Consider the following 24,885-nt stretch of genomic DNA (forward strand, 5'->3'; position numbering starts at 1 on the left):
TACGTAGCCGAAAAAGGACAAGGGGTCCGGATCCGCTGAGCAGAGCGGGTCCATCAGGAACTCCTGGAAGGGTACGAAAATGATGCATCGGACTTTGGCCGCGTTTGGCGCGGGCCTACTCGGTTTGTGTGTGACCACTGGGGCAGTGGCGCAGAATGTAACGGAACTGGAAGTGACGCTTAGCACCTCGGCCACGGCCTCTGGCCTGTCTGGTGTGCTAGATCAGCTTATGGGCGTGGAAAATGCCTCGCTGTCCGGCGTGGCCGCCACGCGCCTGCGCACTTTAGCCTCGCCATTTTCCGGCGGTGCTGCGGATGATCCCCGCATCATGGATGCCTCCGCGCTTATGGCGTTGCCCACCCCGCGCGGCGGCGAAGGCTGGCGCTGTTTGACCGAAGCGCTTTACTTTGAGGCGCGCGGTGAGCCTGTCGAAGGCCAATATGCCGTGGCTGAAGTAATCCTCAACCGCGTGGATCATGCCAACTTCCCCGACAGTATTTGTGGCGTAATCAACCAGGGCACCGGTCGGCAATTTGCCTGCCAGTTCACTTATACCTGCGATGGCCGCCCCGAAAACATTGGTGATGACAATGCCTGGCACCGCCTTGGTCACATCGCCCGCATCATGATCGACGGCGCACCGCGTGATCTGACATCGGGGGCCACCCACTACCACGCTGATTTTGTGAACCCGCAATGGGCCTCGCTCTATCCGATGACGGCCGATATCGGCATCCACCATTTTTACCGCCAGCAATACTGACCCATTGGTCGGAATTGGCATGATACGCGCCGCAAGCTGGTCCTTGCGGCGATAATCTCCTGTGCTATCCCGCGCACGGCGGATAGCGAGGAGAGCCATGAGCGACGAGATTTCACAAGCCTTCGGCCACCCGTCCGAACGCGCCAAGGCCACAGCCGGCGACGTCCCCCGCGACCGTATCTCCATGACCGACCATGTGCGCGAGGTCGAAATCGGGGCATTTCAGGCCGAACGCGGCGTGACGCAGAAAATCCGCTTCGATGTCGTGGTTGAAGTCGAAACCCGCGCTGAACAGGCCGTCGATGATGTCGACCGCATCCTCAGCTACGACACGATTGTGGAGGCGATTGACGCGGCACTGCACGCCGAACGCGTGAACTTGCTGGAAACCCTTGCCGCCCGCATCGCCGATGGCATCATCGAACACCCCTTGGCCGCCCGCGTCTTCGTGCGCATCGGCAAGCTCGACCGTGGCCCATATACGCTTGGCGTTGAAATCGTTCGCACTCCGCCGCAAGGCCGCCGCCGCCTCCGCCTGCTGGCCGACGCCGCCCCGCACCCGGTCGTCGTGTTCCTTTCGAACGCGGCTGTGGCCCGGCCCGATCTCTCCAACCTCCTTGACCGGCTGGAAGAACTCGACGCCCCGCTAATCCTCTGCGTCGACACGCCCGACCTGCCGCATCCTGAGGCCGCCCACGCCATGCCACAGCGCCGCATTGAGCTTCTGGCAATTGAACAAGGTGCTTGGGTTCTTGCCGCGCGCGACCCGCGCTGCGTTGTGGTCGACAGCCGGACCGAGCTCGATTGGGCCATGAAACAAGGCCAGATCAGCGTCTGGGCGCCTTCAAAACTTGTGCTCGACGCCGTCGAAGGCCCGGGCGCCCATGTCACGGAACCGCTTGCGCTGACGCGTTGGCTGGCCGAGGCGTTTGAAGCCCAATCCTTGCTCCTCTTCGGGGCCGATGGACCGCAATCGTTCGCCGCAGATGCCCTGCCAAACCTGGCCGATATCAGCCCAAGCGCATAAGCAACTGCCCGTCCGCATTCTGTGCCTCCGCACGGAACCCGGCCTTCTCCATCACGCGCTTCGATGAATCGGATCCCCCCGATACCCGTCCAAAGAAACGATGCTCTTTCAAAGTGCCGCGCGCATGGTCCATGGCCGCCAAAAGGAACTCGCTGGCCAATCCCTGGCCCCACATGTCGGGAAGGAAGTGAAACAATACCTCCAGCCCATCATCACCGAACCCAAGCCGAAACCCGCCCACACCAACGTCGTTTCCCGCATGGGACAGCGTCCAGGGTGCAATCTGGTGCCGCCCCCAATCCTGCATGTCACGCTCCAGATCCCCCTCACCGCTTTCACGGAAGAGCCGCTTATATAGACCCAGCGCCAGCGGGTCTGGCGCGCGCCCCGTCAGGCGCAGCGTGCGGAAGGAAAAGCCATCATTCATCTTTCAAATCATCTCAGAGTTTGCCTTGGGCTGCGACCCTCAAGTTGATGGCCTTTCCAATGCTCTGCGGTCTTGCCCGTATTCCGACTTCAAGTTACCCGACGCCATGACCCAATATTTTCGCCCCATCCCATCTTGTGATCCCGCTCGCCCGAATGGGGCGATGTCGCTGGCTGGCGGCTGGTCTTGGTTTGACCGGGTCGAAGTGCTCGAACGCGACACTCAGCCCGACATCATCCCGGCGTCCAATGCGCCGGACTACGCGCTGGCCCGTATGACCGCTCCACGCCCTGCTTGCGGCCCGTTGGAGATGAGCAACCCGCGCCTGATGGGCATTCTCAACACAACGCCAGACAGTTTCTCGGACGGCAGCCGCTTCACCGAGATCGACACCGCTCTGGCTCATGCCAGAACCATGCTGGACGACGGCGCAGACCTTATCGATATCGGCGGCGAATCCACCCGGCCGGGGGCGGAAGAAGTGGCCATTGCCGAAGAAATCGCTCGCACTGCGCCCGTGATCGAAGCGCTGGCCCAACAGGACGCGGCCTTCATCAGTCTCGATACCCGCAAGGCTGCTGTGGCCGAGGCTGGATTGGCCGCGGGCGCTGGTGCACTCAACGATGTCTCCGGACTTCGGTTCGATCCGCGTCTTGCAGAGGTGGCGGCCTACAGCGGTAAGCCGTTGATCCTGATGCATTCCATTGAAACACCCGAAACGATGCAGGCCGCCGCTGAAACGGCCTACTCAGATGCGTTGCTCGACGTCTATGATGGCCTGCAGGCCGCAATTTCAACGGCGGTTGCGGCGGGCGTCGACCCGAACCGCATCATCGTCGATCCCGGCATCGGCTTCGGCAAGACCGAGGCGCAGAACCTCGCGCTCATTGCACGCCTGTCCCTCTTCCACACCCTGGGCTGCCCGATCCTGTTGGGCGTGTCCCGTAAAGGCTTCATCGGACGCATCTCGGGTGAGGCAAAGGCAGACCAGCGCGGAGCCGGATCGGCAGCAATCGGCCTGTGGGCCTTGGCGCAGGGCGTTCAAATTCTGCGCGTTCATGATATAAAGTTGCACAGACAGGCAATCGACCTGTGGAGCGCCGCCAACGCGGTGCAGTAAACGGAACCGGGGTACGAGCAGACATGACACGCAAACTCTTCGGCACCGATGGGGTGCGCGGGCAGGCCAATTCCTATCCGATGACCGCCGAAATGGCGCTCAGGATCGGCGCAGCCGCCGGCCGCTATTTCCGCCGCGACGGGGCCGCTGGCCATCGTGTCGTGATCGGCAAGGATACGCGCCTGTCGGGCTACATGATCGAGAATGCGCTGACGGCGGGGCTGACCTCCACGGGCATGAACGTTCTGCTGCTCGGGCCCGTGCCGACGCCAGCCGTCGGGATGCTCACCCCCTCGATGCGCGCGGATTTGGGTGTGATGATCTCGGCCAGCCACAACCCGGCAGAGGACAATGGAATCAAGCTTTTCGGGCCCGATGGCTTCAAGCTGGACGATACGGCCGAGCGGGCGATCGAAGATATGGCCTTGGGCGTCGTTGAACCTGTTCAGGCCACCAATATCGGGCGTGCCAAGCGAATTGATGATGGCCGCTTTCGCTATCTTGAGCGTGTGAAATCCACTTTTCCCTCTGCCTTGCGTCTCGACGGTTTGAAGGTCGTGATCGATTGCGCGAATGGCGCAGCCTACCGCGCCGCGCCAGAGGTGCTTTGGGAATTGGGGGCCGAGGTTATTCCACTGGGTGTTGAGCCCAACGGCCTTAACATTAATAGCGGTTGTGGCTCCACCAAGCCCGAAGCTGCCGCTGCGAAAATACGTGAAACCGGTGCGGATGTCGGCATTTGCCTTGATGGTGATGCCGACCGGGTGATCCTTATTGATGAAAACGGGGCCGTGGCCGATGGCGATCAAATCATGGCGCTTTTTGCGAACCGTTGGGCCGAAGATGGCCGCCTGAAAGGCGCGACTTTGGCCGCTACCGTCATGTCGAACCTCGGGCTGGAACGTTTCCTCGCAGATCGGTCAATCCGCCTGCACCGCACCGCTGTAGGCGATCGTTATGTCGTTGAAGCGATGCGGGCCAATGGCCTCAATCTCGGCGGCGAGCAATCGGGTCACATCGTGATGACCGATTATGCGACGACCGGCGACGGTTTGGTGGCAGGCCTGCAATTCCTGGCTGAGATGGTGCGCACCGGCAAACCCGCCAGCACGCTGACCCGCAGTTTCGAAAAGGTGCCGCAGCTTCTCAAAAACGTCCGCTACGGGGCAGGGGCCACGCCGTTGGAGGCCCCCGCCGTCAAGCAGGCCATTGCCGATGCCGAGGCGCGGCTAGATGGATCGGGCCGTTTGCTCATCCGCAAATCCGGGACCGAGCCGCTCATCCGCGTTATGGCCGAGGCCGAGGATGAAGGGCTGATGACAGAGGTCGTTGACCAGATCGTTGGGGCGGTTGAAGCATCGGTTTGAGCGTGCGCATCATTCAAGAATGAATAAGTGGAAGCGGCAAGCGGCCCATTCGCATTCATTCCTGAATGATCAACGTGATCCGCACCTCGTCCGCTTAACCCCGTGACGTGGCGTTTCGCTTTGGTTTCCTGCCGTCTGGGCGCAGGCTCGGCGCATGGAAATCTTCGACTTCGCCAAACAGATCTTCGACGCACAGCCCTTCACCCAGCTTTTGGGCGCAGACCTTCTGGAAGCGTCCCCGGACGGCGTCGTCGTCGCCCTCGATCTCGCCCCGCACCACCTGCAACAACACGGCATCGTCCACGGCGGTGTGCTCAGCACGATGGCCGACATAGCGCTCGCCTTTGCAGGCGGCCTCGCCATGGGCTCAGACGCGGTGACCTCAGAGTTCAAGATCAACTATATCCGTCCCGCAAAAGGCAACGGCCTGATTGCCAAGGCGCAGGCAATCGGCGTCACAAAACGACAAGCGTTGGTCCGCAGCGAGATATTCTGTGGCGAAACCCTGTGCTGCGCGGCGCAGGGCACGATCCTCAAAGTGTGACAGGCTCCCCGGCCACATAGACCTGCGCCACCGCGCGGTCATCGCCCATCATTATGGTTGGGAAAACAGCCTCCCAAATATCTTCTGCCCGTGCAGCCCGCTGCGCGATGGCAGGCGTGGAGGAAAGGTCCAGCACGCAGAGATCAGCCTCGATCCCGGGCTTCAAACTGCCGATCTTGCCTTCCAGTCTCAGCGCCTCCGCCGAGCCAGCAGTTGCCCGCCAGATCAGCTCCGCCGGGTGCAGCGCAGTCCCGCGTAGCTGAGCGACCTCGTATGCGGCGGCCATGGTCCGCAACATCGAAAAGCTGGACCCGCCGCCTGTATCCGTCGCCAGCCCCACGCGCATCCGGTCGGCCAGCCCCATGTCGAACAGGCCCGAGCCGATGAAGGTATTCGACGTCGGGCAATGGACCACAGCTGCACCAACCTCGGACAGTCGATCAATCTCGCGCGGTTCCATATGGATCGCATGGCCATAAAGGCCGTTGGCGCCCAAAAGGCCATGCGCTTCATAGGTATCAAGGTAGTCGCGCGCGTCCGGAAAAAGCTCCCGCACCCAGGCGATTTCATCGACCTGTTCACTGATATGGGTCTGCATCAGGCAGTCCGGATGCTCGGCCCAAAGCGTCCCCAGCGCGTCCAATTGATCCGGCGTGGAGGTGGGCGAAAAGCGCGGGGTGATGACGTAGGACAGGCGCTCGACCCCATGCCATTTGGCCAGAAGTGCCTTGCTGTCATCATGGGCAGATTGCGCCGTGTCGCGCAGGCCGTTCGGCGCGTTGCGATCCATGCAGGTTTTGCCCGTCAGCGCGCGCAGGCCGCGGCGCTGCGCCTCGGTGAAATAGGCATCGACGGAGGCCGGATGGATGGTGGCGTAGCTGGCGACAGTGGTGGTGCCGTTGGCCAAAGTCAGATCGAAATAGCGCGCTGCGATTTCAGCGGCATAGGCAGCGTCATCAAAGCGGGTTTCTTCCGGAAACGTGTAAGTGTTGAGCCAGTCGATCAGCCGCTTGCCCCAAGATGCAATGATCGCGGTCTGAGGGAAATGCGCATGGGCATCGACAAAGCCCGGCAGGATCAGGTTCTGACCATGATCGGTGATTTCTGCTTGAGGATGGGTGCGGCGCAAATCATCCGCCTCACCAATCGCGGCAATGTGCCTTTTGCGGATCAGAACACCGCCCCGGGACGTGTGGCGCAGGCCGGACGGCCCCGCTATGCGCGGGTCGGCCTCGTAGAACAGGCATTGCCCAAGGATCAGGCGGTCTTGCATCTTTGGCCCCTCGTGTCGTGCCAATTGATAGCCCTTCGCTGCGACCCGTGTTAGGCCAAAAGTGCGCAACGGACGGGGACCTCCATGGCAGAGCAGGCGGAAGAACTCATCGAAGATGGCCGCGATGCCTATGCGCTCGACATTTCGCTGAGAGCGGCCCTGCGGGATGCGGTTGCCGCGCAGGATGTTGACTCCATCGATGCCTTGATGGAACCGCTGCATCCCGCCGATATTGCCGACCTTCTGGAGCAAATCTCGCCAGCTGAACGAGAAGGCTGGCTGTCCCTTTGGTCCAAGGGGATCGATGGTGAGGTGCTGTCCGAGCTGGAAGAGGGGCTTCGCGAAGCGGTTCTGGAGATCCTGCCTGACCAAGTGATTGCGGACGCGGTGCGTGAGCTGGACTCGGACGATGTGGTCGATCTTGTCGAGGACCTTGAAGAAGAGCAACAGGAGCAAATCCTCGACGCGCTGGAACCTGCGGACCGCGCCGCCGTAGAAGCGGCGCTGAGCTACCCGGAAGAAACAGCCGGCCGCTTGATGCAGCGCGAGATTGTCGCGGTTCCTGAGCATTGGACGGTGGGAGAGGCGATTGACTATATCCGCGGGCAGGCAGGGCATCTGCCGGAGGAATTCTATCACGTCATTCTGACCGATCCGCGTATGAAACCAACGGGTTACGTGATGCTCGGGCGGCTTTTGGCGTCGGTTCGCGACGTCCGCCTTCTGGACATCACCGAGGACTCGTTTCGTCCGATTCCGGCCAACCAGCCGGAAGAAGAAGTCGCCTATGCCTTCAACCAATACCACCTGATTTCGGCCCCAGTTGTTGATGATGACGGGCGACTTGTCGGGGTGATCACCATCGACGACGCCATGATCGTGCTGGATGAAGAACATGAGGAAGACATTCTGCGTCTGGCCGGTGTGGGCGAGGAATCGAGCCTGTCAGACTCAGTGGCAGAGACCACGAAGCGGCGCTTTCCCTGGCTGTTTGTGAACCTTGTGACGTCGATCCTGGCTTCGCTGGTGATTGCGCAGTTTGAGGCGGCGATTGCGCAGATCGTGGCCTTGGCTGTGCTGATGCCGATCGTGGCGTCAATGGGTGGCAATGCGGGGACGCAATCGCTGACGGTGGCGGTACGCGCGATTGCGACGAAGGATTTGACGAGCTCCAACCTGATGCGAGTTATCACCCGAGAGGCCGGTGTTGGCCTGATTAACGGCGCGATTTTCGCAGTTGTGATGGGGATTGTGGGCGTCGTGTGGTTTGGAACACCGATGCTTGGCGTCGTAATAGGGGCCGCGATGGTGATCAACCTGCTGGTCGCTGGGTTGGCGGGAATTATGGTGCCGGTTGTGCTGGATCGACTGCGGATCGACCCGGCGCTTGCGTCAGGCGCTTTTGTGACGACCGTTACAGATGTGGTCGGGTTCTTCTCGTTCCTTGGACTTGCAGTGATATTGCTTCTGTAAGGACGTGATCCAACCGCTACTCGGGCCGTCTTGATGGCCCTTCCCCCTGCTTTCGTTAGCCCGGGATTTCCAGCGTCACGGTGCGTCCGTTGCGGACATATTGCAGCGTTGTCTCGCCGATTGCGGCCACTCGGCCCCCATCGAGACGGTCGCCAACAGCAACGCGCACAAAGCGGCCAGAGGACAGGCGCACAAGGGCGCGGCGATCAGAATTGGTGCCGGTCACGCCGATCAGGTTTACGTTCCGCAGGCGGATGGCGTTTCGCTCGGTCGCGGCGCGGCTGACATCGGCGTTCGACGGAATGTCAGGGCCTGGGGCGACGGCGGCAACTTCGACGGCGGTGGGCTGTTCGACTGGGCGCCGGTCCGCGCTGGCCACGATCTGCGAGATGTTTGAAGGGCGTGTAGACGGCAAAAGAGAGCGGGCCACGGCCAGATCGGTTCCGCCGATGGCTGCACTGACGGCGGCGTCCACATCCTCATCCGCGACGCCACCATCGGCGGGGAACAGGGAGGCCGCCGCGGCCGCTTCCTGTGGCGATTGCGGGCGCTCCGTTGGGCGACGCTCGCCCAATTCATTCTGTGTCAGGCCGCCAAGCACAGCGCGTTCGCGCAACTCCGCCAGGTTGGCAGGGCGCGCTGTCGGTCGAAATGTGCCCAGAACGGCATCGTCCACGTCGATTGCGGGCGTTTCCTCCTCAATCTCGCGGGGGCGCTGGCGGGCGGCGACGGGGGGCGTTCCAGACACAACGAAAGCCCCTTCGGGCGTCACAACCCCCTGAGGCGTCGCCGCGACGAGACCCTGATCTGTCAGGTCAAATTCGACACCGAAGGGCGGCGGGGGCGGGAAGCGGCGCAGCAATTCGCCGGGGTTCACACCGGGATCGGGCAGGGCGACGGCATCCAGCGCCGCGATCTGCGGGTCGATGGACGCGGTGTAGATGCGGTCCAGCAGATCGAAAGGGCGTAGATCGGGCCGCTCGGGCGAGCGTGCCCAAATGCCATCTTCCGCGTAAAGCGCTTCTGCCTCTTCAAGGCTGGGGTTCTGACCTTGATCAATGGGTGGCAGGGGCGGCAGATCCAACTCTGCATCGATATCGGGCAGGTCGCCTTCGTCCACGTTTGGGGCGAGCACACCTTCCGGGGTGCCGGAGTCATCGGGAAGGGCGGCGAGGTCGATCCCGTCGGCGGCGGCCTCATCTTCCAGGCTTGGCGTCGTAGTCCCGCCTATCGTGGGCGCTTGCGTGAAGACATCTGGCGCGTTGTCTCCCGTTTCTACACCGGCCACTTGCTCGTTGCCTCCAAAGCCAAACAGGCGAGCGACGGCACTGTTTGGCAGGAAAACCGCAGACCAGATTGCCACCAGCGCGAGAAGCAAGAGAAGCACAACCGTCAGGATCAGGCCTGTCTTAAAGGATGGGCCGGAGGACGGCACCGATTTGCGTGCCAACAGGCCGGAAGTAAAATTCTCATCCTCTGCCACGGCTGTGCCATCTGCGGCGACTGCCGTTTCGGGTTCGGGCGTCTTATCGCGCCGCAGAAGGCCACCTAGCCCGCCACCGGCTGCTGCAGGCCCTGCCGTTGATTTCGCGGCCCCGCCGCGTCCTCGCAAAGCTCCACCCAATAGGCCTTTTTTGGCGCCGGATGGCATTTCATCGGATTGGCCCGGTGGCGGTCCGTCAAAGGGGGAAGCACGCAGTTGTGGCCCGCTGTCCTGTTCTTCAGGTGGGCGTGGTTCAATCTCAACCCGTGGGCGCGGCGGTTGAGGAGCCGCGGGGCCGCCCGCCTTGGGCTTGGCTTTGCTTGCATTGCGGACGCGCTGCAACTGCTCGGCCAAACGCGGCATACCGGCATTGGGCCCGGCCGGCGCGTCACTTGCCGGAGCGGCGTCTTCGGCAGCCGTTTTTGCGTTGTCAGTCGTGCTGCCCGTGCCCTCTGGATGCGACAAGCCTATGCGAGAGCTGCGCTGTCCGACCAGGGACCCTGCGGGAGTATCCGGCGCAGCGACACGGCCCCTGCGCGCGGAGAATTGCGGCTCACCATCAGCTGGGGCTTCCAGCGCGGGTGTAGGCGCTTCGCCCCGGATGATCCGGGCCCGCTGGCGCGCCTCCCGCGCGGCGGGAGGAGGGGCTGGCGGTAACGGATCATCGCCACTCGCCGCGTCTTCTACGGGCTCGTCCGAGATCGGTTGGACCGGTGTGCTGATGTCGTCGATTGCAGGAATGTCGGCGAGGTCATCTTGCGACGTCATTGCGAGGGCTTCGGCCAGTGCCGGGTTTTGATCCTCGGCTGGCACCGGGGCAACGCCACGTGCCTGAACCGCATCATCAGCGGGGTCGTCAGTTGCAGCTTCCGCGGTCGCGGCAGAGGGCTCTTCATCCGCGTCCTGAGCTGCTAGCGGTTCGTCACGCGGTTGGTCGGCCTCAGCCTCCGCTTCAGCAGCCGTTGCGGCCTCGGCTTCTGCGTCTGTCTCGGGCGCAGCCTCGGCCTCGTTAGCGGGTTCAGGCTCCGCTTCAGGCTCAGGCTCTGGCTGACCATGTGTATCTGGCCCGAAAGCAATGCCATCGGCACTGAAACCAAACTGATCGGAATCGCCTTCAACATCGAAGGTCGGTACACCAGGAAACCGCTCCATCGGCGGCATGGCGGCAAAGCCGGCACCGTCAAAGCCGTACTGGGCGGCGAAGGCCTTGGCCTCTTCCAGCGTTTCGCGGGCAACGACCGCAATCTTCACGCGATCCTCTTCCAGCATCCGCCAGTCGTATTCGAGCTCGGTCACCGCATAGGGTGTCATCCCGTCCAGACCTTCTTCGATCCGGAAGGCGGTCAATTCAGGGTCCGAGGTCGGCGCGGTCAACGAGGTATAGAGCATTTGGTCATCGGGTAGGACCAGAAGCGTCTTGAAGTTATCGCCTTCGCGCGCGACGGCTTCTTCTCGCAATTTGGACAGAGCCGCCCCAAGGTCAGAAACCGCCAGTGGCGTCTCACCAATCATGGCCCAATGGCCAGCCGCCTGCCGATGGGCAAGTGCTATGCCATCTGCCGAAAGGAAGAGTGCGATATTCACCGTCAAGTCAGACCTCAGTCAATCGTACAGGGGCGTTGCGAAACCGCAACAATCGCCCCCTCTTACAGCGCTTTGCGTCCGGGGCAAACCATTCCATGGCCGGGTAAGCCCCATCGGCGGTCTTAGTGTAAATCTTTTGCCCGCCTCGCAAAAGGGGGCGCAGTCGGATGAAGACCGCGCCCCCTTCAGGCTTGTATCCGCGTCCGGCCCCAACCGTACGCGAAATTGGTTAATTTTCTCTTCTTACGCCGTGGCCGCAGAGAGTGCGCGGTCGAGATCGGCGATCAGATCGTCAGCATCTTCGGTCCCGATCGAGACCCGAACCACGTTCGGGGCCGCACCGGCGGCTTCTTGCTGTTCCGGAGTCAATTGGCGGTGTGTGGTGGAGGCCGAATGGATGATCAGCGAGCGCGTGTCGCCCAGATTGGCCACATGGCTGAAGATTTCGAGCGAATCGACCAGTTTCACGCAAGCCTCGTACCCGCCTTTCACCGCGAAGGTGAACAAAGCGCCTGCGCCCTTGGGGCAAACGGTTTTAGTGCGTTCGTAGTAAGGGGAGGATTCCAGACCCGCATAGGTCACGAAATCCACACGATCATCCTGCTCCAGCCAATTGGCGATCTTTACCGCATTCTCGACATGGCGCTCCATACGCAAGGACAGCGTCTCGATCCCCATCAGCGTGTAATGGGCGGCTTGCGGGTTCATCGTCATGCCCAGATCGCGCAGGCCGATGGCAATGCCGTGGAACGTGTAGGCCAATGGGCCGAACGTCTCGTGGAACTTGAGGCCATGGTAGGCAGGCTCAGGCGCCGACAGCGAAGGGAACTTGTCGGACGCCGACCAATCAAATTTCCCCGAGTCCACCACGCAACCGCCGGTGACGGTGCCGTTGCCAGTGAGGTATTTGGTGGTCGAATGCACCACCAGCGTCGCGCCATGTTCAATGGGGCGGTGCAAGTATGGCGTGGCGGTGGTGTTGTCGATGATCAGCGGAATGCCGGCAGCGTCCGCCACATCGGCCACAGCGCGCACGTCCATGATATAGCCGCCGGGGTTTGCGATGGCCTCACCAAAGACAGCGCGAGTGTTGTCGTCGATTGCGGCTTTCACTGCATCCAGATCGTCCATGTCTACGAACTTCGCCTCCCAGCCGAAGCGTTTGATGGTCTGGGAGAACTGCGTGACCGTGCCACCATAAAGGCGGGTGGAGACGACAACGTTCTTGCCGGGGCTCATCAGCGGGAAGAGCGCCATGATCTGGGCTGCGTGACCCGACGAGCAGCAGACCGCACCAACGCCGCCTTCTAGCGTCGCCACACGCTCTTGCAGAACGGCGACGGTCGGGTTGGTCAGGCGCGAATAGATGTAGCCGACTTCCTGCAGGTTGAACAAAGCCGCTGCGTGCTCGGCATCGCGGAACACGTAGGCGGTGCTTTGGTAGATCGGCGTCTGACGCGCGCCGGTGGCGGGGTCAGGCCGTGCGCCCGCGTGGATTTGCAGCGTGTCGAAACCGTAGCTGGGTCCGTCGGTCATGGGTATCTCCCTCGTCAAATGTTGGCGCGCTTGTAGAACAGGGTGCCTGTGGGCTGCAATCACCGCACAGAAAGCAAGGCCGGGCGTTCTTTAGCGCGGTCGCTTTGCCAAACACCTGTTCTTCCTGCTTTCAAAAACACATCTGGGGTTTGGGGCAACGCCCACCATCTTGAAAATCGGCTGCGGCGGCAGCCGCTCCTTTTGACAAAGGCCGCGACGGCTTGGCACTGGACGCCCGCGCACCAAACGGGCAAAACGCCAATCAAACGACCCATGCGAGGCCTGACCATGCTCGACTTCCTCAAACGCGCCGTTACCTGGTGGAATGGCCAGACACTCGGCACGCAGCTTTTCACCGCCCGCAATGGCGAGCGTGTGGGTGAGGATGCGCAGGGCAATATCTTCTACCGCAATGCCGATGACACCAAACGCTGGGTCATTTTCAATGGTGAGGCCGAAGCTTCCCGCGTGGAAGCCGAATGGCATGGGTGGCTGCACCACACTTGGGATGAGCCGCCCACCGACACGCCACTTGTCCACAAGGAGTGGGAAAAGCCGCACTTGCCGAACCTGACCGGCTCCACCGCCGCTTATGCGCCCGCAGGCTCCATCCGCCGGGCCGAACCGGAAGAGCGCCGCGATTATGAGGCCTGGTCGCCGGAATAAAGGTGCCGGGGAAAGGGTGCGGGAAACCTCCCCCTTGGCCTTGCCCTCCGCGACGGCTATCCCCGTTCCATGGCTGACACAGACTATTCCATAACCGAGATCGCAACCGGCGGCGCCGTTTTGGCCGCAGCAGTTGGGTTTTTCCTTTACGCGAGCGGTTCAGGCGGCGCTGCCAGCGGGTCTTCGTATGATCTTCAGGCGCATTTCCGCTCCGCCGAAGGGATCGGTATTGGCACCGAAGTGCGCTTGGGTGGTGTGCAGATCGGCACCGTGACGGACATGGAGCTGAATCCCGACACGTTTCTGGCAGAGACCACCATCAGTGTAACGGACAGCATTGTCCTGCCCGATGACAGCGCAATCGCCATCGCGTCTGAGGGGCTGTTGGGCGGATCCTTCGTTGAGGTGATCCCCGGCGGATCCCCCTTCAACATGGAGGAGGGGGGCGAGTTCATCGATACGCAATCCTCCGTCAGCCTCATCACGCTTCTGCTGCGGTTCTTTGGTGGAAGTGGAGACAGCTGATGCTGCGTGCCGGTTTGCTTTCAGTGTGCCTTCTCTCCCTCGCCGCGCCCATTGGCGCGCAGCAATTCGATAATTTCGACGGCGACAACACGTTCGAGGATTTCCAACTGGATACTGGTGACGGAGAAGGCACGGGCCTGACGCTGTCCGAGGATGGCGGCCTTGTCCCTGACGGAGGCGGAGGCGATATCCAGCTCAATCTAGGCGATGGTGGCTCCCAAGGCACCTTTGAGAGCTTTCCCGGCGTTTCTGGCCCGGTCACGTCTGTCAGCCAGCCAGCAACGGAGCAGGGCACCATCGTAACCCTGCGCGCGCTCGACAAGATGCTGGGGCAGCCCACAGATGTGGAGCTGTCCATGGGCCAGACGGTTGTGTTTGGCCGCATCGCGATCCGGGCGGTCGAATGTCGCTATCCGGCCGGTGATCCGGGCGGTGATGCGTTTGCACATCTTGAAGTGCTTGATCTGGAGGGGAATTCCCTGTTCGACGGCTGGATGATCGCCTCCAGCCCTGCGCTCAATGCGTTGGAACATTCGCGATACGACGTATGGGTTTTGCGCTGCACCGCGTGAGGCGTCAAAGCTGCAGCGGCGCGTCCTCCGGCAATGCATGAAAATCTGCTGGCAGCAGCAATGCACGGCTGAGTTCCGCGCGATAGTCTGTCCGCGGCAACTCCACAGCCCCAAGTGACATCAGATGATCTGTCACGAATTGCGTGTCGAACAGCGTAAAGCCCCCCGCGCGCAATCGGTGGATCAGATGGCCGAGGGCCAGTTTTGACGCATCCGTACGCCGCGAGAACATGCTTTCCCCGAAGAAGGCTGAACCCAACACCACGCCGAACACCCCACCGGCAAGGCCCTGTTCATCCCAGATCTCTACGGAATGGGCGAGGCCCTGGGCGTGCAGAACCTGATAGCAGGCCATCAGATCATGGTTAATCCAGGTCGGGTCGCGATCTGCGCACCCGTCGACAACGCCCGAAAAATCCCGATTGATATGAACCTTGTAGCCGCCGCGTTTGATGCGTTTGCGCAGCGATCGGGAGATGTGGAAGGCATCAAGCGGAAAGACACCGCGGCGCTGTGGATCGACCCAAAAGACATTTGGGTCGTCATTGCCCTCAGACATAGGGAAGATACCGGCGGCGTAGGCGCGCACCATCAACTCCGGCGTCAGGAGCGGTCGATCCTCTGGGTACATGTCATGCGCCATACACAACAAGTAGGCGTCATTTGTTAAAAGGCCCATAAAATTGTGCCTGAACGCGTTCGAGAGCGGTCTTTGCGACGCGTTTACCGGCCCTTAACGGGTATATGGTTGTATTGGGCTCATGGAATTACCAGCGCCTGTCTAGATTCGTCGGCAGGATTTAGATTGAGGTCTCGACGGCCGCTTCGATCTGACCCGTGGGTCGATGTCCGTCTGCTCCTCAATCACATAGCAAGGCGTTCACGTGCTTGAACGCTGTCTGCTGCATCAGAAACGGCGTTGCGGGTTCTCACCCCGCAGCGCCGTTTCGCTTAGCAGCTCAGTTCAAATTCTCTTCCAACCAACCTTCCAGCCAGTGAATTGTGTAATCACCGGTCTGCACTGCATCGGTCTGCAAAAGCTCATGGAACAGCGGCACGGTTGTGTCGATACCATCCACAATCAACTCACCCAGCGCGCGGTTCAGCCGCGCTAGCGCCTCGGGCCGATCGCGGCCGTGGACGATCAGCTTCGCAATCAGTGAGTCGTAGTAGGGCGGGATGCGGTACCCATCATAAAGCGCTGAATCCATCCGCACACCAAGGCCACCCGGCGCATGATATTGCGTGATGGTGCCGGGGCAGGGCGCGAAATTCGGCAGTTTCTCGGCGTTGATGCGAACCTCAATGGCGTGACCCTGAACCTGCAAGTCTTCCTGCTTGAAAGACATCGGCTCACCCGCGGCCACACGGATCTGCTCGCGCACGAGGTCCACGCCCATGATCGCCTCGGTCACGGGGTGTTCCACCTGAAGGCGGGTGTTCATCTCGATGAAGTAGAACTCGCCATCCTCATAGAGGAACTCGATCGTACCTGCGCCTTCATAGCCCAGATCAGCCACGGCCTTGGCGCAAGTCTCGCCGATACGAGCGCGCGTCTCCGGGTCGATGGCGGGGCCGGGCGCCTCTTCAAACACCTTCTGGTGGCGGCGCTGGAGCGAGCAATCGCGTTCGGCCAGATGCACGGCACTGCCTTTGCCATCACCGAAAATCTGCACTTCGATATGGCGGGGACGGCCAAGGTACTTCTCGATATAGACTTCATCATTGCCGAAGGCGGATTTGGCCTCGGACCGGGCGGAGCGGAAGGCGATTTCCATCTCATCGCGGGTCTTGGCCAATTTCATGCCGCGCCCACCACCGCCTGCGGTGGCTTTCACGATCACCGGGTAGCCGGCTTCATCGCCGACCTTGTAGGCCGCCTCAAGGTCCGGCACGCCGCCGTCGGAGCCGGGCACGCATGGCACGCCCAGTTTGATCATCGTGTCCTTGGCGGTGATCTTGTCGCCCATCATGCGGATATGCGCGGCAGACGGGCCGATGAACTTGATGCCGTGGTCTTCAACCGCCTGCACGAAGGCTGCATTTTCGGACAAGAAGCCATAGCCCGGGTGGATCGCCTCCGCGCCTGAGATTTCGCAGGCCGACAGGATCGCGGACATGGAAAGATAGCTGTCGGTCCCGGGGGCGGGGCCAATGCAGACCGACTCGTCTGCCATGCGCACATGCATCGCGTCGGCGTCAGCGGTGGAATGCACGGCGACCGTTTCAATACCCATCTCGCGCGCGGCGCGGATGACACGAAGCGCAATCTCGCCCCGGTTGGCGATCAGGATCTTGCGGAACATGGGGTGCCCCTTTCCGGTTTATTCGATGATCATCAGGGGCGCGCCGTATTCGACCGGGGCACCATCTTCGACCAGAATGCGTTTGACCGTTCCGCCGCGCGGTGCGGGGATCTGGTTCATCGTCTTCATCGCCTCGACGATCAGAAGAGTTTGCCCCTCGGATACCTTGTCGCCGACGCTGACAAAGGCGGGGGAGCCGGGCTCAGCCTGTAGATATACTGTACCCACCATCGGCGACGTCACGGCGCCGGGGGCCTGAGCGGGATCTTCTGCCGCCTCTGCCGGGGCGGCGGCGGCTGCGGCGGGTGCAGCGGCGGCGGCAGGTGCGGCGGCCATGGGGGCTGCGGCGACCGTTGCGGCCACGGGTGCTGCCATCATCTGGCGGGCGACGCGGACGTTCAGCCAATCGGATTCGGCGTATTCACGTTTCACATGCAGTTCTGTGAGGTCATTTTCCCGCAGAAGCTCTGCCAACGCCTTGATAAAGGCCACATCTTCGTCGCGTGTTTTCTCAGCCATGTTGCTCCTCGCCGTTGCCCTGCTGCCCGTCTCCGGGTCTCTTGGTCCATCGCGCTATAGCGCAGGGTTGACGCGGGGAAAAGCCGCCGCGTTCGGGAAGATGTGGGAGCAGGGCGCGGCGATTGCACGGGCAAAGTGCACAAAAACAGGGCGGCGGGCCGTTTCACGTGCAAAAAATCTGCCTCTCGCAGCATTTGATTTTTTACCATTTGATAAATTTTCGAAGTCGTGCCAGCCTGATTTGCAACCAAGCCAGTCGATCAGCGAGGGATATGCCGCATGACGAACAGCCCGTTCACGCCTGGAATTGCATCGGCGCGTTTGCCGGATGAGGCTTTGGCCGAGAACTTTGCCGACTTGCACGCGCCACTGGACGGACACGAAGCGCTGGTCGCCGCCGACCGCTGCTACTTCTGCCACGACGCGCCGTGCATAACGGCTTGCCCCACTGACATCGATATCCCCCTGTTCATTCGCCAGATCGCCACAGGCACGCCCGAAGCGGCGGCGGAAACGATCTTTCACCAGAATATTCTGGGCGGCATGTGCGCCCGCGTTTGCCCGACCGAAACGCTGTGCGAAGAAGCCTGCGTGCGCGAGGCGGCAGAAGGCAAGCCGGTGGAGATCGGGCGGTTGCAGCGGTTTGCGACCGACACCGTGATGGCCAAAGGTGTGCATCCGTTCGAGCGCGCAGCTTCAACGGGCAACAAGGTGGCGGTGGTTGGTGCGGGGCCGGCGGGCCTCGCCTGCGCGCACCGCTTGGCGATGCATGGCCATGACGTGACGATCTTTGACGCTCGGCCCAAACCCGGCGGGCTGAATGAATACGGGATCGCCAGCTACAAAAGCACCGATGACTTCGCGCAAGCCGAGGTGGAGTGGCTGCTGAAAATCGGCGGCATCGAGATGAAATACGGCACCGCGTTGAATGGCGACGTGACGATGGGCGCTTTGCAAGAGACGTATGACGCTGTCTTCCTCGGCATGGGCCTTGGCGGGGTGAATGCACTGCGCGCCGAAGGCGAGGGCCGAGACGGCGTGCAGGATGCCGTGAAATTCATCGCTGACCTGCGTCAGGCGGACGATCTTGGGACACTGCCGGTTGGCCGCAATGTCGTGGTGATCGGCGGGGGTATGACGGCGATTGATGCCGCTGTGCAATCGAAGCTGCTGGGGGCGGAGAACGTGACAGTGCTCTATCGGCGTGGGCGTGATGCGATGCCTGCCAGCGCTTACGAGCAAGACCTTGCAGCCTCCAAGGGCGTACGGTTCATCTTCAATGCGATGCCGCTGGAGGTGCTCGGGAACGGGGCCGCGACGGCCCTGCGCTGTGAATACACGAAGGTCGCGGGACGGTCTGTGCAAGGCACGGGCGAGACCTTCGACATCCCCGCCGATGAAGTGCTCAAGGCCATCGGGCAGACGCTAGAGGGCGCGCCGGAAGGCCTGAAGCTCGATGGCGGCAAGATCGCTGTGACCGGCGCGGGTCAAACCAGCGTCGAGGGCGTCTGGGCTGGGGGCGATTGCGCGTCTGGCGGCGAAGACCTGACCGTAACGGCGGTTGCCGAGGGCCGGGATGCGGCGGAAGACATTCATGCGAGGTTGAGCGGATGAAGCCAGCCCTCCTCGCATGTTCCATGCTGCTCGCAGCTGGCCCGGCTTGGGCGCAGGACGGCTGGTGGTGTGCAACGGATGGCGGGGAACGGCTGAGTTTTGATGCGGGAACCGTTTGGTTCAATGAACATACACACTGCACAGCGGACACTGCCGTCGAGCTGACCACAGCCAACGGCGATGCGTGGGATGGGCCCGTCTCGTGCGAGAATATCTACTTCGCGGGTCGTGATGAAGAAGGTGAATTGATCGTGCAGCGCGTGCCGGTTGAGGACGTGACCTGGATCAGCCTGACCGGTGCCGCCGATGGCACGCTTTACCTGCGCACAGACCCAGATGGCGACGACCACGCCTACCTCCCTTGTTGAGATTTTTCCGAAAGGAGCCCTGACCATGGCTGACCTGACCTCAAACTTCCTCGGTATCTCCTCCCCCAATCCGTTCTGGCTGGCATCGGCGCCGCCGACGGACAAGGAATACAATGTCCGCCGCGCATTTGAAGCCGGGTGGGGTGGCGTTGTTTGGAAGACGCTTGGCGCCGAGGGCTTGCCGGTCGTGAACGTCAACGGACCCCGTTACGGTGCGATTTACGGGGCCGATCGGCGGCTGTTGGGCCTCAACAACATTGAACTCATCACCGACCGCGACCTCTATACGAATCTTGAAGAGATCAAGCGCGTCAAAGCAGATTACCCGGACCGCGCGATGATCGTGTCAATCATGGTGCCGTGTGAGGAGGAGGCGTGGAAAGCCATCCTGCCGCTGGTGGAAGATACCGGCGCGGATGGGATCGAGCTGAACTTCGGCTGCCCGCACGGGATGAGCGAGCGCGGCATGGGCGCGGCGGTGGGGCAGGTGCCCGAATACATCGAAATGGTCACGCGCTGGTGCAAGCAATATTACTCCAAGCCCGTGATCGTGAAGCTGACGCCGAACATCACCGACATTCGCAAGCCAGCTGAGGCCGCGAAGCGCGGTGGGGCCGATGCGGTTAGCTTGATCAACACAATCAACTCGATCACCTCCGTAAACCTCGACACGATGTCGCCTGAGCCTTCGATTGACGGCAAGGGCAGCCACGGCGGCTATTGTGGCCCGGCGGTGAAGCCGATTGCGATGTCGATGGTGTCGGAAATCGCCCGTAATGGGGAGACGCACGGCCTGCCAATATCGGGCATTGGCGGTGTTACCACTTGGCGCGATGCGGCGGAATTCATGGCGCTTGGCGCGGGCAATGTGCAGGTCTGCACGGCGGCAATGACCTACGGCTTCAAGATCGTATCGGAGATGATTTCCGGCCTGTCGCAGTATCTCGATGAGAAGGGCATGAGCCTCGATGATCTCATCGGCAAAGCCGTGCCGAACGTGACCGACTGGCAATACCTGAACCTGAATTACGTGACCAAGGCGCGGATCTCTCAGGACGATTGCATCAAGTGCGGGCGCTGCTACGCGGCCTGCGAAGACACCTCGCATCAGGCGATTTCCATGAGCGAAGACCGCGTGTTCGAGGTGATCGACGCCGAATGCGTGGCTTGCAACCTGTGTGTGAACGTCTGCCCGGTGGAAGGCTGCATCACGATGGAGGAGCTTGCGGCGGGTGCTGTGGATGAACGCACGGGTAATGTGATTTCGCCCGATTATGCAAACTGGACGACGCACCCAAACAACCCAGGCGCGGTGAAGGCCGCGGAGTGAGCGTTGTTGGAATATAGTTTCTGTTCAGTTGCTTAGGGCGCGAGTAGCCGCGTGAAGAGCGTGTCGAGAAAGACCTCAGCCTCTGCAATCGGATCGCGGCCTTCACCCAGAACAGCTCGGACCTGAACGTCGAAATCGGCGTAGTGCTGTGTGAGCGACCAGATCGAGAAGATCAGGTGATGCGGGTCGATATCCGCGAGCTTTCCCGCCGCCGTCCAGCGCCGGAGGACCACGGCCTTCTCATCCACAAGTGCCTTCAGATCGGTTGCCAGCCCATCCTTCATGCGGGGCGCGCCTTGCACGATTTCCTGCGCAAAAAGCCTTGATTCTCTGGGGAAATCCCGGCTCATCTGGAGCTTGCGACGAACATAGGCGCGCAATTCCTGCTGCGGGTCGCCGTCTTCGTTCAGCTCCCGCAACGGGTCGAGCCAAGTGTCCACCAGCCCTTCCAGAAGGGTGACGTGGATTTCGTCCTTTGAAGCGAAATAGTAGAGCAGATTGGGCTTAGACAGCCCGGCCTCCTGCGCAATCTCATCAAGCGTCGCGCCACGAAATCCGTGTTTGGAGAAGACCTCCAAAGCGGCTTCCAGCACGCGGGCGCGGTTTTTCTCTTGAATGCGGGTGCGGGGTTTTGGTTCGCTCATCTGGCCATTCATTTCGTGCCCAATGTGTGGGCCAAATCCTCCCATCTGGGAGCATCTCCTCCCAAACGGGAGCAATTTCAGGCCGAGATGCTTCCATATAGGAGCATGTGCCAATCGTTTTCGTTGACTGGCCCTTGGCTTTTGCTAGCGTGGTCTTGACCATTTGGTCAAAAAGAAAATGTGATCCACGATGATCGCGGGGGAGACCGCCATGGCACTTGACCGTAGCAATCCAGTTCCAAATGACCTGAGCGCATTCTGGATGCCGTTCACCGCGAACCGGCAGTTCAAGCAGACCCCGCGCATGTTCGTGGGCGCGGACAAGATGCACTACACCACCGCCGATGGGCGGCAGGTTCTGGACGGAACGGCGGGCCTGTGGTGCTGCAACGCGGGCCACAACCAGCCGCGCATCGTGGAGGCGATCCAGAAGCAAGCCGCCGAGATGGATTATGCGCCTGCCTTTCAGATGGGCCACCCAAAGGCGTTCGAACTGGCCAACCGCCTGCGCGACTTGGCGCCAGAGCCGTTTGAACATGTGTTCTACACGAACTCCGGCAGTGAATCGGTTGAGACCGCGCTGAAGATCGCGATCGCCTATCAGCGAGCGATCGGGCAGGGCTCGCGGACCCGTTTGATTGGCCGTGAGCGTGGCTATCACGGGGTTAATTTTGGTGGCATCTCTGTCGGCGGAATCGTGAACAATCGTAAGGTTTTCGGTTCATTGTTGACGGGCGTGGATCATTTGCCCGCCACTCACCTGCCGGATCAGAATGCCTACACCAAAGGTCAGCCCGAACATGGCGCGCATCTGGCCGATGAACTCGAACGGATCGTCGCCTTGCATGGGGCGGAGACGATCGCGGCTTGCATCGTGGAGCCGATGGCGGGGTCGACCGGGGTGTTGATGCCGCCCAAGGGCTATCTGGAACGGCTGCGGGAGATCTGCACAAAGCACGGGATCCTCCTGATTTTCGACGAGGTGATTACTGGCTTCGGGCGGCTTGGCAGCAGCTTTGCGGCTGAGCATTTCAACGTGATGCCGGACCTGATCACCACTGCTAAAGGTCTGACAAATGGCGTTATCCCCATGGGGGCGGTGCTAGCCACGAAGGGCATTCACGACGCCTTCATGCAAGGACCAGAACACCTGATCGAGCTGTTCCACGGCTACACCTATTCGGGCAACCCAATTGCCTCGGCTGCCGGAATTGCGACGCTGGAGACCTACAAGGAAGACGGCCTCTTCGAACGTGCGGCGGAGCTTGCACCGTATTGGGAGGAAGGGCTGCATTCGCTGAAAGGCCTGCCCCACGTGATCGACATCCGGAACATGGGCCTGATCGGGGCGGTTGAGTTGGAGCCGATTGCGGGCGAGCCCACAAAGCGTGCGTTCCAAGCCTTCCTCGATTGCTACGACAAGAATGTCCTGATCCGCACAACGGGCGATATCATCGCCATGTCACCGCCGCTGATCATCTCGAAGTCGGAGATTGATACGTTGTTCGGCACGTTGGGAGATGTGTTGAAGGGGCTGCACTGAATGGCGCCTGTCTCGGATACCTCTGCCATGATCGCAGGCATGAACCCGGAGCGGATGCCGGGGCGGTGGGCGTTTCGCACAATTGCGGCTGAGGATTTGGCAGTTCTGTTGCCCGATGCGCTTGCCGTGTTTCGCGAGGCCGAAGGGATTTCAGCGCTGGTGCCCGCGAACACGGAAGAGGCCGCGATGGCGCAGATCACGCTCAAAGTGTTCTCGTCGCTCGAGGGTATCGGCCTGACCGCGGCGGTTTCCACTGTCTTGGCCGAGGCCGGCATCGCCTGCAACGTGATCGCGGCGACGCTGCATGATCATATCTTCGTGCCAGAAGACCGGGCGGATGAAGCGATAGCACTGCTCAAGGCCCGTGCGGCTGAGGAGGTCGCCTGATGGCAGAGGCGCGGGCCGAGACGCTGATTGATGATGACCGCGTGCGCGTCACACGGTTCGATTTCGCGCCCGGAGACGAAACAGGATGGCACGTGCATGGTATGGACTACGTGATCACCACGCTGACGGATTGCCAGATGCGGCTGAAAGAGCCGGGTGGAGAGACGCGCGAGGTGATGATCCCTGCGGGCACGGTTTACCGGCGCGAGCAGGGTGTGAAACACAATGTCATCAACGGCGGCGACGCGCCGATGACATTCATCGAGACGGAATTGAAGTAGGACGAACCCATGGCAGCGGCCCCCGGCGAAAACATGAAAATCAACGGCGAGCGCCTGTGGGACTCGCTGATGGAGATGGCCAAGATCGGCCCTGGCATCGCGGGCGGGAACAACCGCCAGACGCTGACCGATGAAGATAGCGAGGGGCGGCATTTGTTCCAGCGCTGGTGCGAGGATGCGGGCTGCACGATGGGCGTGGACGAGATCGGTAACATGTTCGCGCGGCGTGAGGGGACGGACCCCGACGCGCTGCCGGTTTATGTAGGCTCGCACCTTGATACCCAGCCGACGGGCGGAAAATACGACGGGGTTCTGGGCGTGCTTGGAGGCCTCGAAATCCTGCGCACGATGAATGATCTCGGCATCAAGACAAAGCATCCGATTGTGGTGACGAACTGGACCAATGAAGAGGGCACGCGCTACGCGCCCGCGATGCTGGCCTCGGGCGTGTTCGCTGGCAAGCATACGCTCGATTGGGCCTATGACCGCGTGGATGCGGACGGAAAACGCTTTGGCGATGAGTTGGAGCGTATCGGCTGGAAGGGCGAAGAAAAGGTCGGCGACCGCAAGATGCACGCCTTTTTCGAGTTGCACATCGAACAGGGTCCAATCCTGGAGGCTGAGGGTAAGGATATCGGTGTCGTCACCCACGGGCAGGGCTTGCGGTGGATCGAGTGCACAGTGACGGGCAAGGAGAGCCACACAGGCTCCACCCCCATGCACATGCGCAAGAATGCAGGGCGCGGTCTGGCACTGATCACCGAACTGGTCCACGAGATTGCGATGAAAAACCAGCCCAATGCCGTGGGGGCGATTGGGCATATCGACGTCTACCCGAACTCCCGCAACATCATTCCGGGCAAGGTTGTGTTCACCGTCGACATGCGCACGCACCTTCTGGACAAGTTGAACGCCATGGTGGCCGAGCTGATGGAGCGGGCGCCGAAATTGTGCGAGGATATCGGCGTGACCTTCGAGGCCGAGATCGTCGGCCAATTCGACCCGCCCGCCTTTGATGACACATGTGTCACAGCAATTCGCCAAGCCGCTGAAAGGCTTGGATATTCGCACATGGATATCGTATCCGGGGCAGGGCACGATGCGTGCTGGATCAATGATGTGGCCCCGACGGCGATGGTGATGTGTCCTTGCGTGGACGGCCTGAGCCATAACGAGGCCGAAGAAATCAGCCCCGAATGGGCGACGGCCGGCACGGATGTTCTGTTCCATGCGGTCGTGGAAACGGCGGAGATAGTGGAATGAAGTCAGGTATTTTGCTGGCGCTTGGTGCGAGCGTTGTTCTGGCAGGCTGTGTGTCGACAACACCGCAGGGTCAGTTCGAGGAAGCGTTGCCCGAAGAGGTTCTGGCCCTGGTGGCACCCGGGCAGGACGTCAATTCGGTGCGGCTGGAAGGCGACGGGTGCTACTGGTACCTGCATCACGGTCCAGTCGAGAGCACCTACCTGCCGCTTTTGACGCGGGATCAGCGGATGATTTGCGTGACGGCGTAAGGATATAACCAACGGGGGATCA

The 24,885-nt window shown here is 61.4% G+C and carries 26 protein-coding genes; 18 read left to right on the plus strand and 8 right to left on the minus strand.

Features of this window, described 5'->3' with window-relative positions; all coding sequences use genetic code 11:
- The first annotated feature begins 79 nt into the window (after positions 1-79).
- Both V8J81_RS04885 and V8J81_RS04890 read left to right on the plus strand, forming a co-directional pair.
- Positions 80-763, plus strand: a complete 684-nt coding sequence (locus tag V8J81_RS04885) for a cell wall hydrolase (RefSeq protein WP_368474625.1) — start codon at positions 80-82, stop codon at positions 761-763.
- Between the two features lie 97 nt (positions 764-860).
- Positions 861-1,790: a dihydroneopterin aldolase gene (locus tag V8J81_RS04890; RefSeq protein ID WP_368474626.1), complete on the plus strand. Its 930-nt coding sequence runs from the start codon at positions 861-863 to the stop codon at positions 1,788-1,790.
- Here the strand turns inward: V8J81_RS04890 and V8J81_RS04895 are convergent.
- Entirely contained in the window at positions 1,774-2,217 is a 444-nt protein-coding gene (locus V8J81_RS04895) for a GNAT family N-acetyltransferase (protein WP_368474627.1), read from the minus strand. The genes V8J81_RS04890 and V8J81_RS04895 overlap by 17 nt on opposite strands.
- Positions 2,218-2,323: 106 nt before the next feature.
- Here V8J81_RS04895 and folP point away from each other — a divergent pair, with 106 nt between their 5' ends.
- From folP to V8J81_RS04910, 3 genes are all read left to right on the plus strand, one after another.
- Positions 2,324-3,337, plus strand: coding sequence for a dihydropteroate synthase (gene folP, locus V8J81_RS04900; protein WP_368474628.1), 1,014 nt, complete (start codon positions 2,324-2,326; stop codon positions 3,335-3,337).
- A 23-nt stretch (positions 3,338-3,360) separates the two neighbouring features.
- The gene (glmM, locus tag V8J81_RS04905; RefSeq protein WP_368474629.1) at positions 3,361-4,704 is read left to right on the plus strand and encodes a phosphoglucosamine mutase; all 1,344 of its coding nucleotides are present in this window, start codon (positions 3,361-3,363) and stop codon (positions 4,702-4,704) included.
- 154 nt (positions 4,705-4,858) lie between these two features.
- Complete coding sequence (locus tag V8J81_RS04910) at positions 4,859-5,248, plus strand: PaaI family thioesterase (RefSeq protein ID WP_368474630.1); 390 nt, start codon at positions 4,859-4,861, stop codon at positions 5,246-5,248.
- Here the strand turns inward: V8J81_RS04910 and guaD are convergent.
- Positions 5,238-6,521: a guanine deaminase gene (guaD, locus tag V8J81_RS04915; protein ID WP_368474631.1), complete on the minus strand. Its 1,284-nt coding sequence runs from the start codon at positions 6,519-6,521 to the stop codon at positions 5,238-5,240. The two genes, V8J81_RS04910 and guaD, sit on opposite strands and share 11 nt — an antisense overlap.
- Positions 6,522-6,605: 84 nt before the next feature.
- Here guaD and mgtE point away from each other — a divergent pair, with 84 nt between their 5' ends.
- Entirely contained in the window at positions 6,606-7,994 is a 1,389-nt protein-coding gene (mgtE, locus tag V8J81_RS04920) for a magnesium transporter (RefSeq protein ID WP_368474632.1), read from the plus strand.
- A 55-nt stretch (positions 7,995-8,049) separates the two neighbouring features.
- Here the strand turns inward: mgtE and V8J81_RS04925 are convergent, their stop codons facing one another.
- Both V8J81_RS04925 and V8J81_RS04930 read right to left on the minus strand, forming a co-directional pair.
- A complete protein-coding gene (locus V8J81_RS04925) occupies positions 8,050-11,067 on the minus strand; it encodes a hypothetical protein (protein WP_368474633.1) in 3,018 nt (1,005 codons plus the stop codon).
- A gap of 237 nt (positions 11,068-11,304) precedes the next feature.
- A complete protein-coding gene (locus tag V8J81_RS04930; RefSeq protein ID WP_368474634.1) occupies positions 11,305-12,597 on the minus strand; it encodes an O-acetylhomoserine aminocarboxypropyltransferase/cysteine synthase family protein in 1,293 nt (430 codons plus the stop codon).
- A 273-nt stretch (positions 12,598-12,870) separates the two neighbouring features.
- Here V8J81_RS04930 and V8J81_RS04935 point away from each other — a divergent pair, with 273 nt between their 5' ends.
- The 3 genes from V8J81_RS04935 (at position 12,871) to V8J81_RS04945 (ending at position 14,360) form a co-directional block, all read left to right on the plus strand.
- Positions 12,871-13,263, plus strand: a complete 393-nt coding sequence (locus tag V8J81_RS04935) for an NADH:ubiquinone oxidoreductase subunit NDUFA12 (protein WP_439649868.1) — start codon at positions 12,871-12,873, stop codon at positions 13,261-13,263.
- A 69-nt stretch (positions 13,264-13,332) separates the two neighbouring features.
- On the plus strand, positions 13,333-13,788 hold the full coding sequence (gene mlaD, locus V8J81_RS04940; protein ID WP_368474635.1) for an outer membrane lipid asymmetry maintenance protein MlaD: 456 nt from the start codon (positions 13,333-13,335) through the stop codon (positions 13,786-13,788).
- Positions 13,788-14,360, plus strand: a complete 573-nt coding sequence (locus tag V8J81_RS04945) for a DUF2155 domain-containing protein (RefSeq protein WP_368474636.1) — start codon at positions 13,788-13,790, stop codon at positions 14,358-14,360. Before mlaD ends, V8J81_RS04945 begins: the two co-directional genes overlap by 1 nt.
- A 4-nt stretch (positions 14,361-14,364) precedes the next feature.
- On the opposite strand, the gene aat is transcribed toward V8J81_RS04945, so the two are convergent.
- The 3 genes from aat to accB form a co-directional block, all read right to left on the minus strand.
- Entirely contained in the window at positions 14,365-15,003 is a 639-nt protein-coding gene (aat, locus tag V8J81_RS04950) for a leucyl/phenylalanyl-tRNA--protein transferase (protein ID WP_368474637.1), read from the minus strand.
- A gap of 316 nt (positions 15,004-15,319) precedes the next feature.
- Complete coding sequence (gene accC / locus V8J81_RS04955; RefSeq protein ID WP_368474638.1) at positions 15,320-16,666, minus strand: acetyl-CoA carboxylase biotin carboxylase subunit; 1,347 nt, start codon at positions 16,664-16,666, stop codon at positions 15,320-15,322.
- 18 nt (positions 16,667-16,684) lie between these two features.
- Positions 16,685-17,185, minus strand: a complete 501-nt coding sequence (gene accB / locus V8J81_RS04960; RefSeq protein WP_368474639.1) for an acetyl-CoA carboxylase biotin carboxyl carrier protein — start codon at positions 17,183-17,185, stop codon at positions 16,685-16,687.
- Here accB and V8J81_RS04965 point away from each other — a divergent pair.
- From V8J81_RS04965 to preA, 4 genes are read left to right on the plus strand one after another with little or no spacing between them, the layout of a single operon-like run.
- Positions 17,184-17,468, plus strand: a complete 285-nt coding sequence (locus tag V8J81_RS04965) for a hypothetical protein (protein WP_368474640.1) — start codon at positions 17,184-17,186, stop codon at positions 17,466-17,468. The two genes, accB and V8J81_RS04965, sit on opposite strands and share 2 nt — an antisense overlap.
- Positions 17,465-18,799 carry an NAD(P)-dependent oxidoreductase gene (locus tag V8J81_RS04970; protein WP_368474641.1) on the plus strand — a complete coding sequence of 445 codons (1,335 nt, stop codon included), beginning with the start codon at positions 17,465-17,467 and terminating at the stop codon, positions 18,797-18,799. The genes V8J81_RS04965 and V8J81_RS04970 overlap by 4 nt, the downstream gene beginning before the upstream one ends.
- 23 nt (positions 18,800-18,822) lie before the next feature.
- The gene (locus V8J81_RS04975) at positions 18,823-19,167 is read left to right on the plus strand and encodes a hypothetical protein (RefSeq protein ID WP_368474642.1); all 345 of its coding nucleotides are present in this window, start codon (positions 18,823-18,825) and stop codon (positions 19,165-19,167) included.
- A gap of 25 nt (positions 19,168-19,192) precedes the next feature.
- Positions 19,193-20,497, plus strand: coding sequence for an NAD-dependent dihydropyrimidine dehydrogenase subunit PreA (preA, locus tag V8J81_RS04980; RefSeq protein WP_368474643.1), 1,305 nt, complete (start codon positions 19,193-19,195; stop codon positions 20,495-20,497).
- 32 nt (positions 20,498-20,529) lie between these two features.
- Here the strand turns inward: preA and V8J81_RS04985 are convergent, their stop codons facing one another.
- Positions 20,530-21,141: a TetR family transcriptional regulator C-terminal domain-containing protein gene (locus V8J81_RS04985; RefSeq protein WP_368474644.1), complete on the minus strand. Its 612-nt coding sequence runs from the start codon at positions 21,139-21,141 to the stop codon at positions 20,530-20,532.
- A 211-nt stretch (positions 21,142-21,352) separates the two neighbouring features.
- Here V8J81_RS04985 and aptA point away from each other — a divergent pair, with 211 nt between their 5' ends.
- Genes aptA through V8J81_RS05010 form a run of 5 tightly spaced genes read left to right on the plus strand, consistent with a single transcriptional unit; the run spans position 21,353 to position 24,863 of the window.
- On the plus strand, positions 21,353-22,684 hold the full coding sequence (gene aptA / locus V8J81_RS04990) for an omega-aminotransferase AptA (protein ID WP_368474645.1): 1,332 nt from the start codon (positions 21,353-21,355) through the stop codon (positions 22,682-22,684).
- Positions 22,685-23,071 (plus strand): ACT domain-containing protein, encoded by a 387-nt coding sequence (locus tag V8J81_RS04995; protein ID WP_368474646.1) that lies wholly within the window; start codon positions 22,685-22,687, stop codon positions 23,069-23,071.
- Positions 23,071-23,352: a cupin domain-containing protein gene (locus V8J81_RS05000; protein ID WP_368474647.1), complete on the plus strand. Its 282-nt coding sequence runs from the start codon at positions 23,071-23,073 to the stop codon at positions 23,350-23,352. Before V8J81_RS04995 ends, V8J81_RS05000 begins: the two co-directional genes overlap by 1 nt.
- Before the next feature lie 9 nt (positions 23,353-23,361).
- Complete coding sequence (locus V8J81_RS05005; protein ID WP_368474648.1) at positions 23,362-24,615, plus strand: Zn-dependent hydrolase; 1,254 nt, start codon at positions 23,362-23,364, stop codon at positions 24,613-24,615.
- Positions 24,612-24,863, plus strand: coding sequence for a hypothetical protein (locus V8J81_RS05010; protein WP_368474649.1), 252 nt, complete (start codon positions 24,612-24,614; stop codon positions 24,861-24,863). Before V8J81_RS05005 ends, V8J81_RS05010 begins: the two co-directional genes overlap by 4 nt.
- Positions 24,864-24,885 lie beyond the last annotated feature (22 nt).

Source organism: Gymnodinialimonas sp. 202GB13-11, assembly GCF_040932485.1.
GTDB lineage: Bacteria > Pseudomonadota > Alphaproteobacteria > Rhodobacterales > Rhodobacteraceae > Gymnodinialimonas > Gymnodinialimonas hymeniacidonis.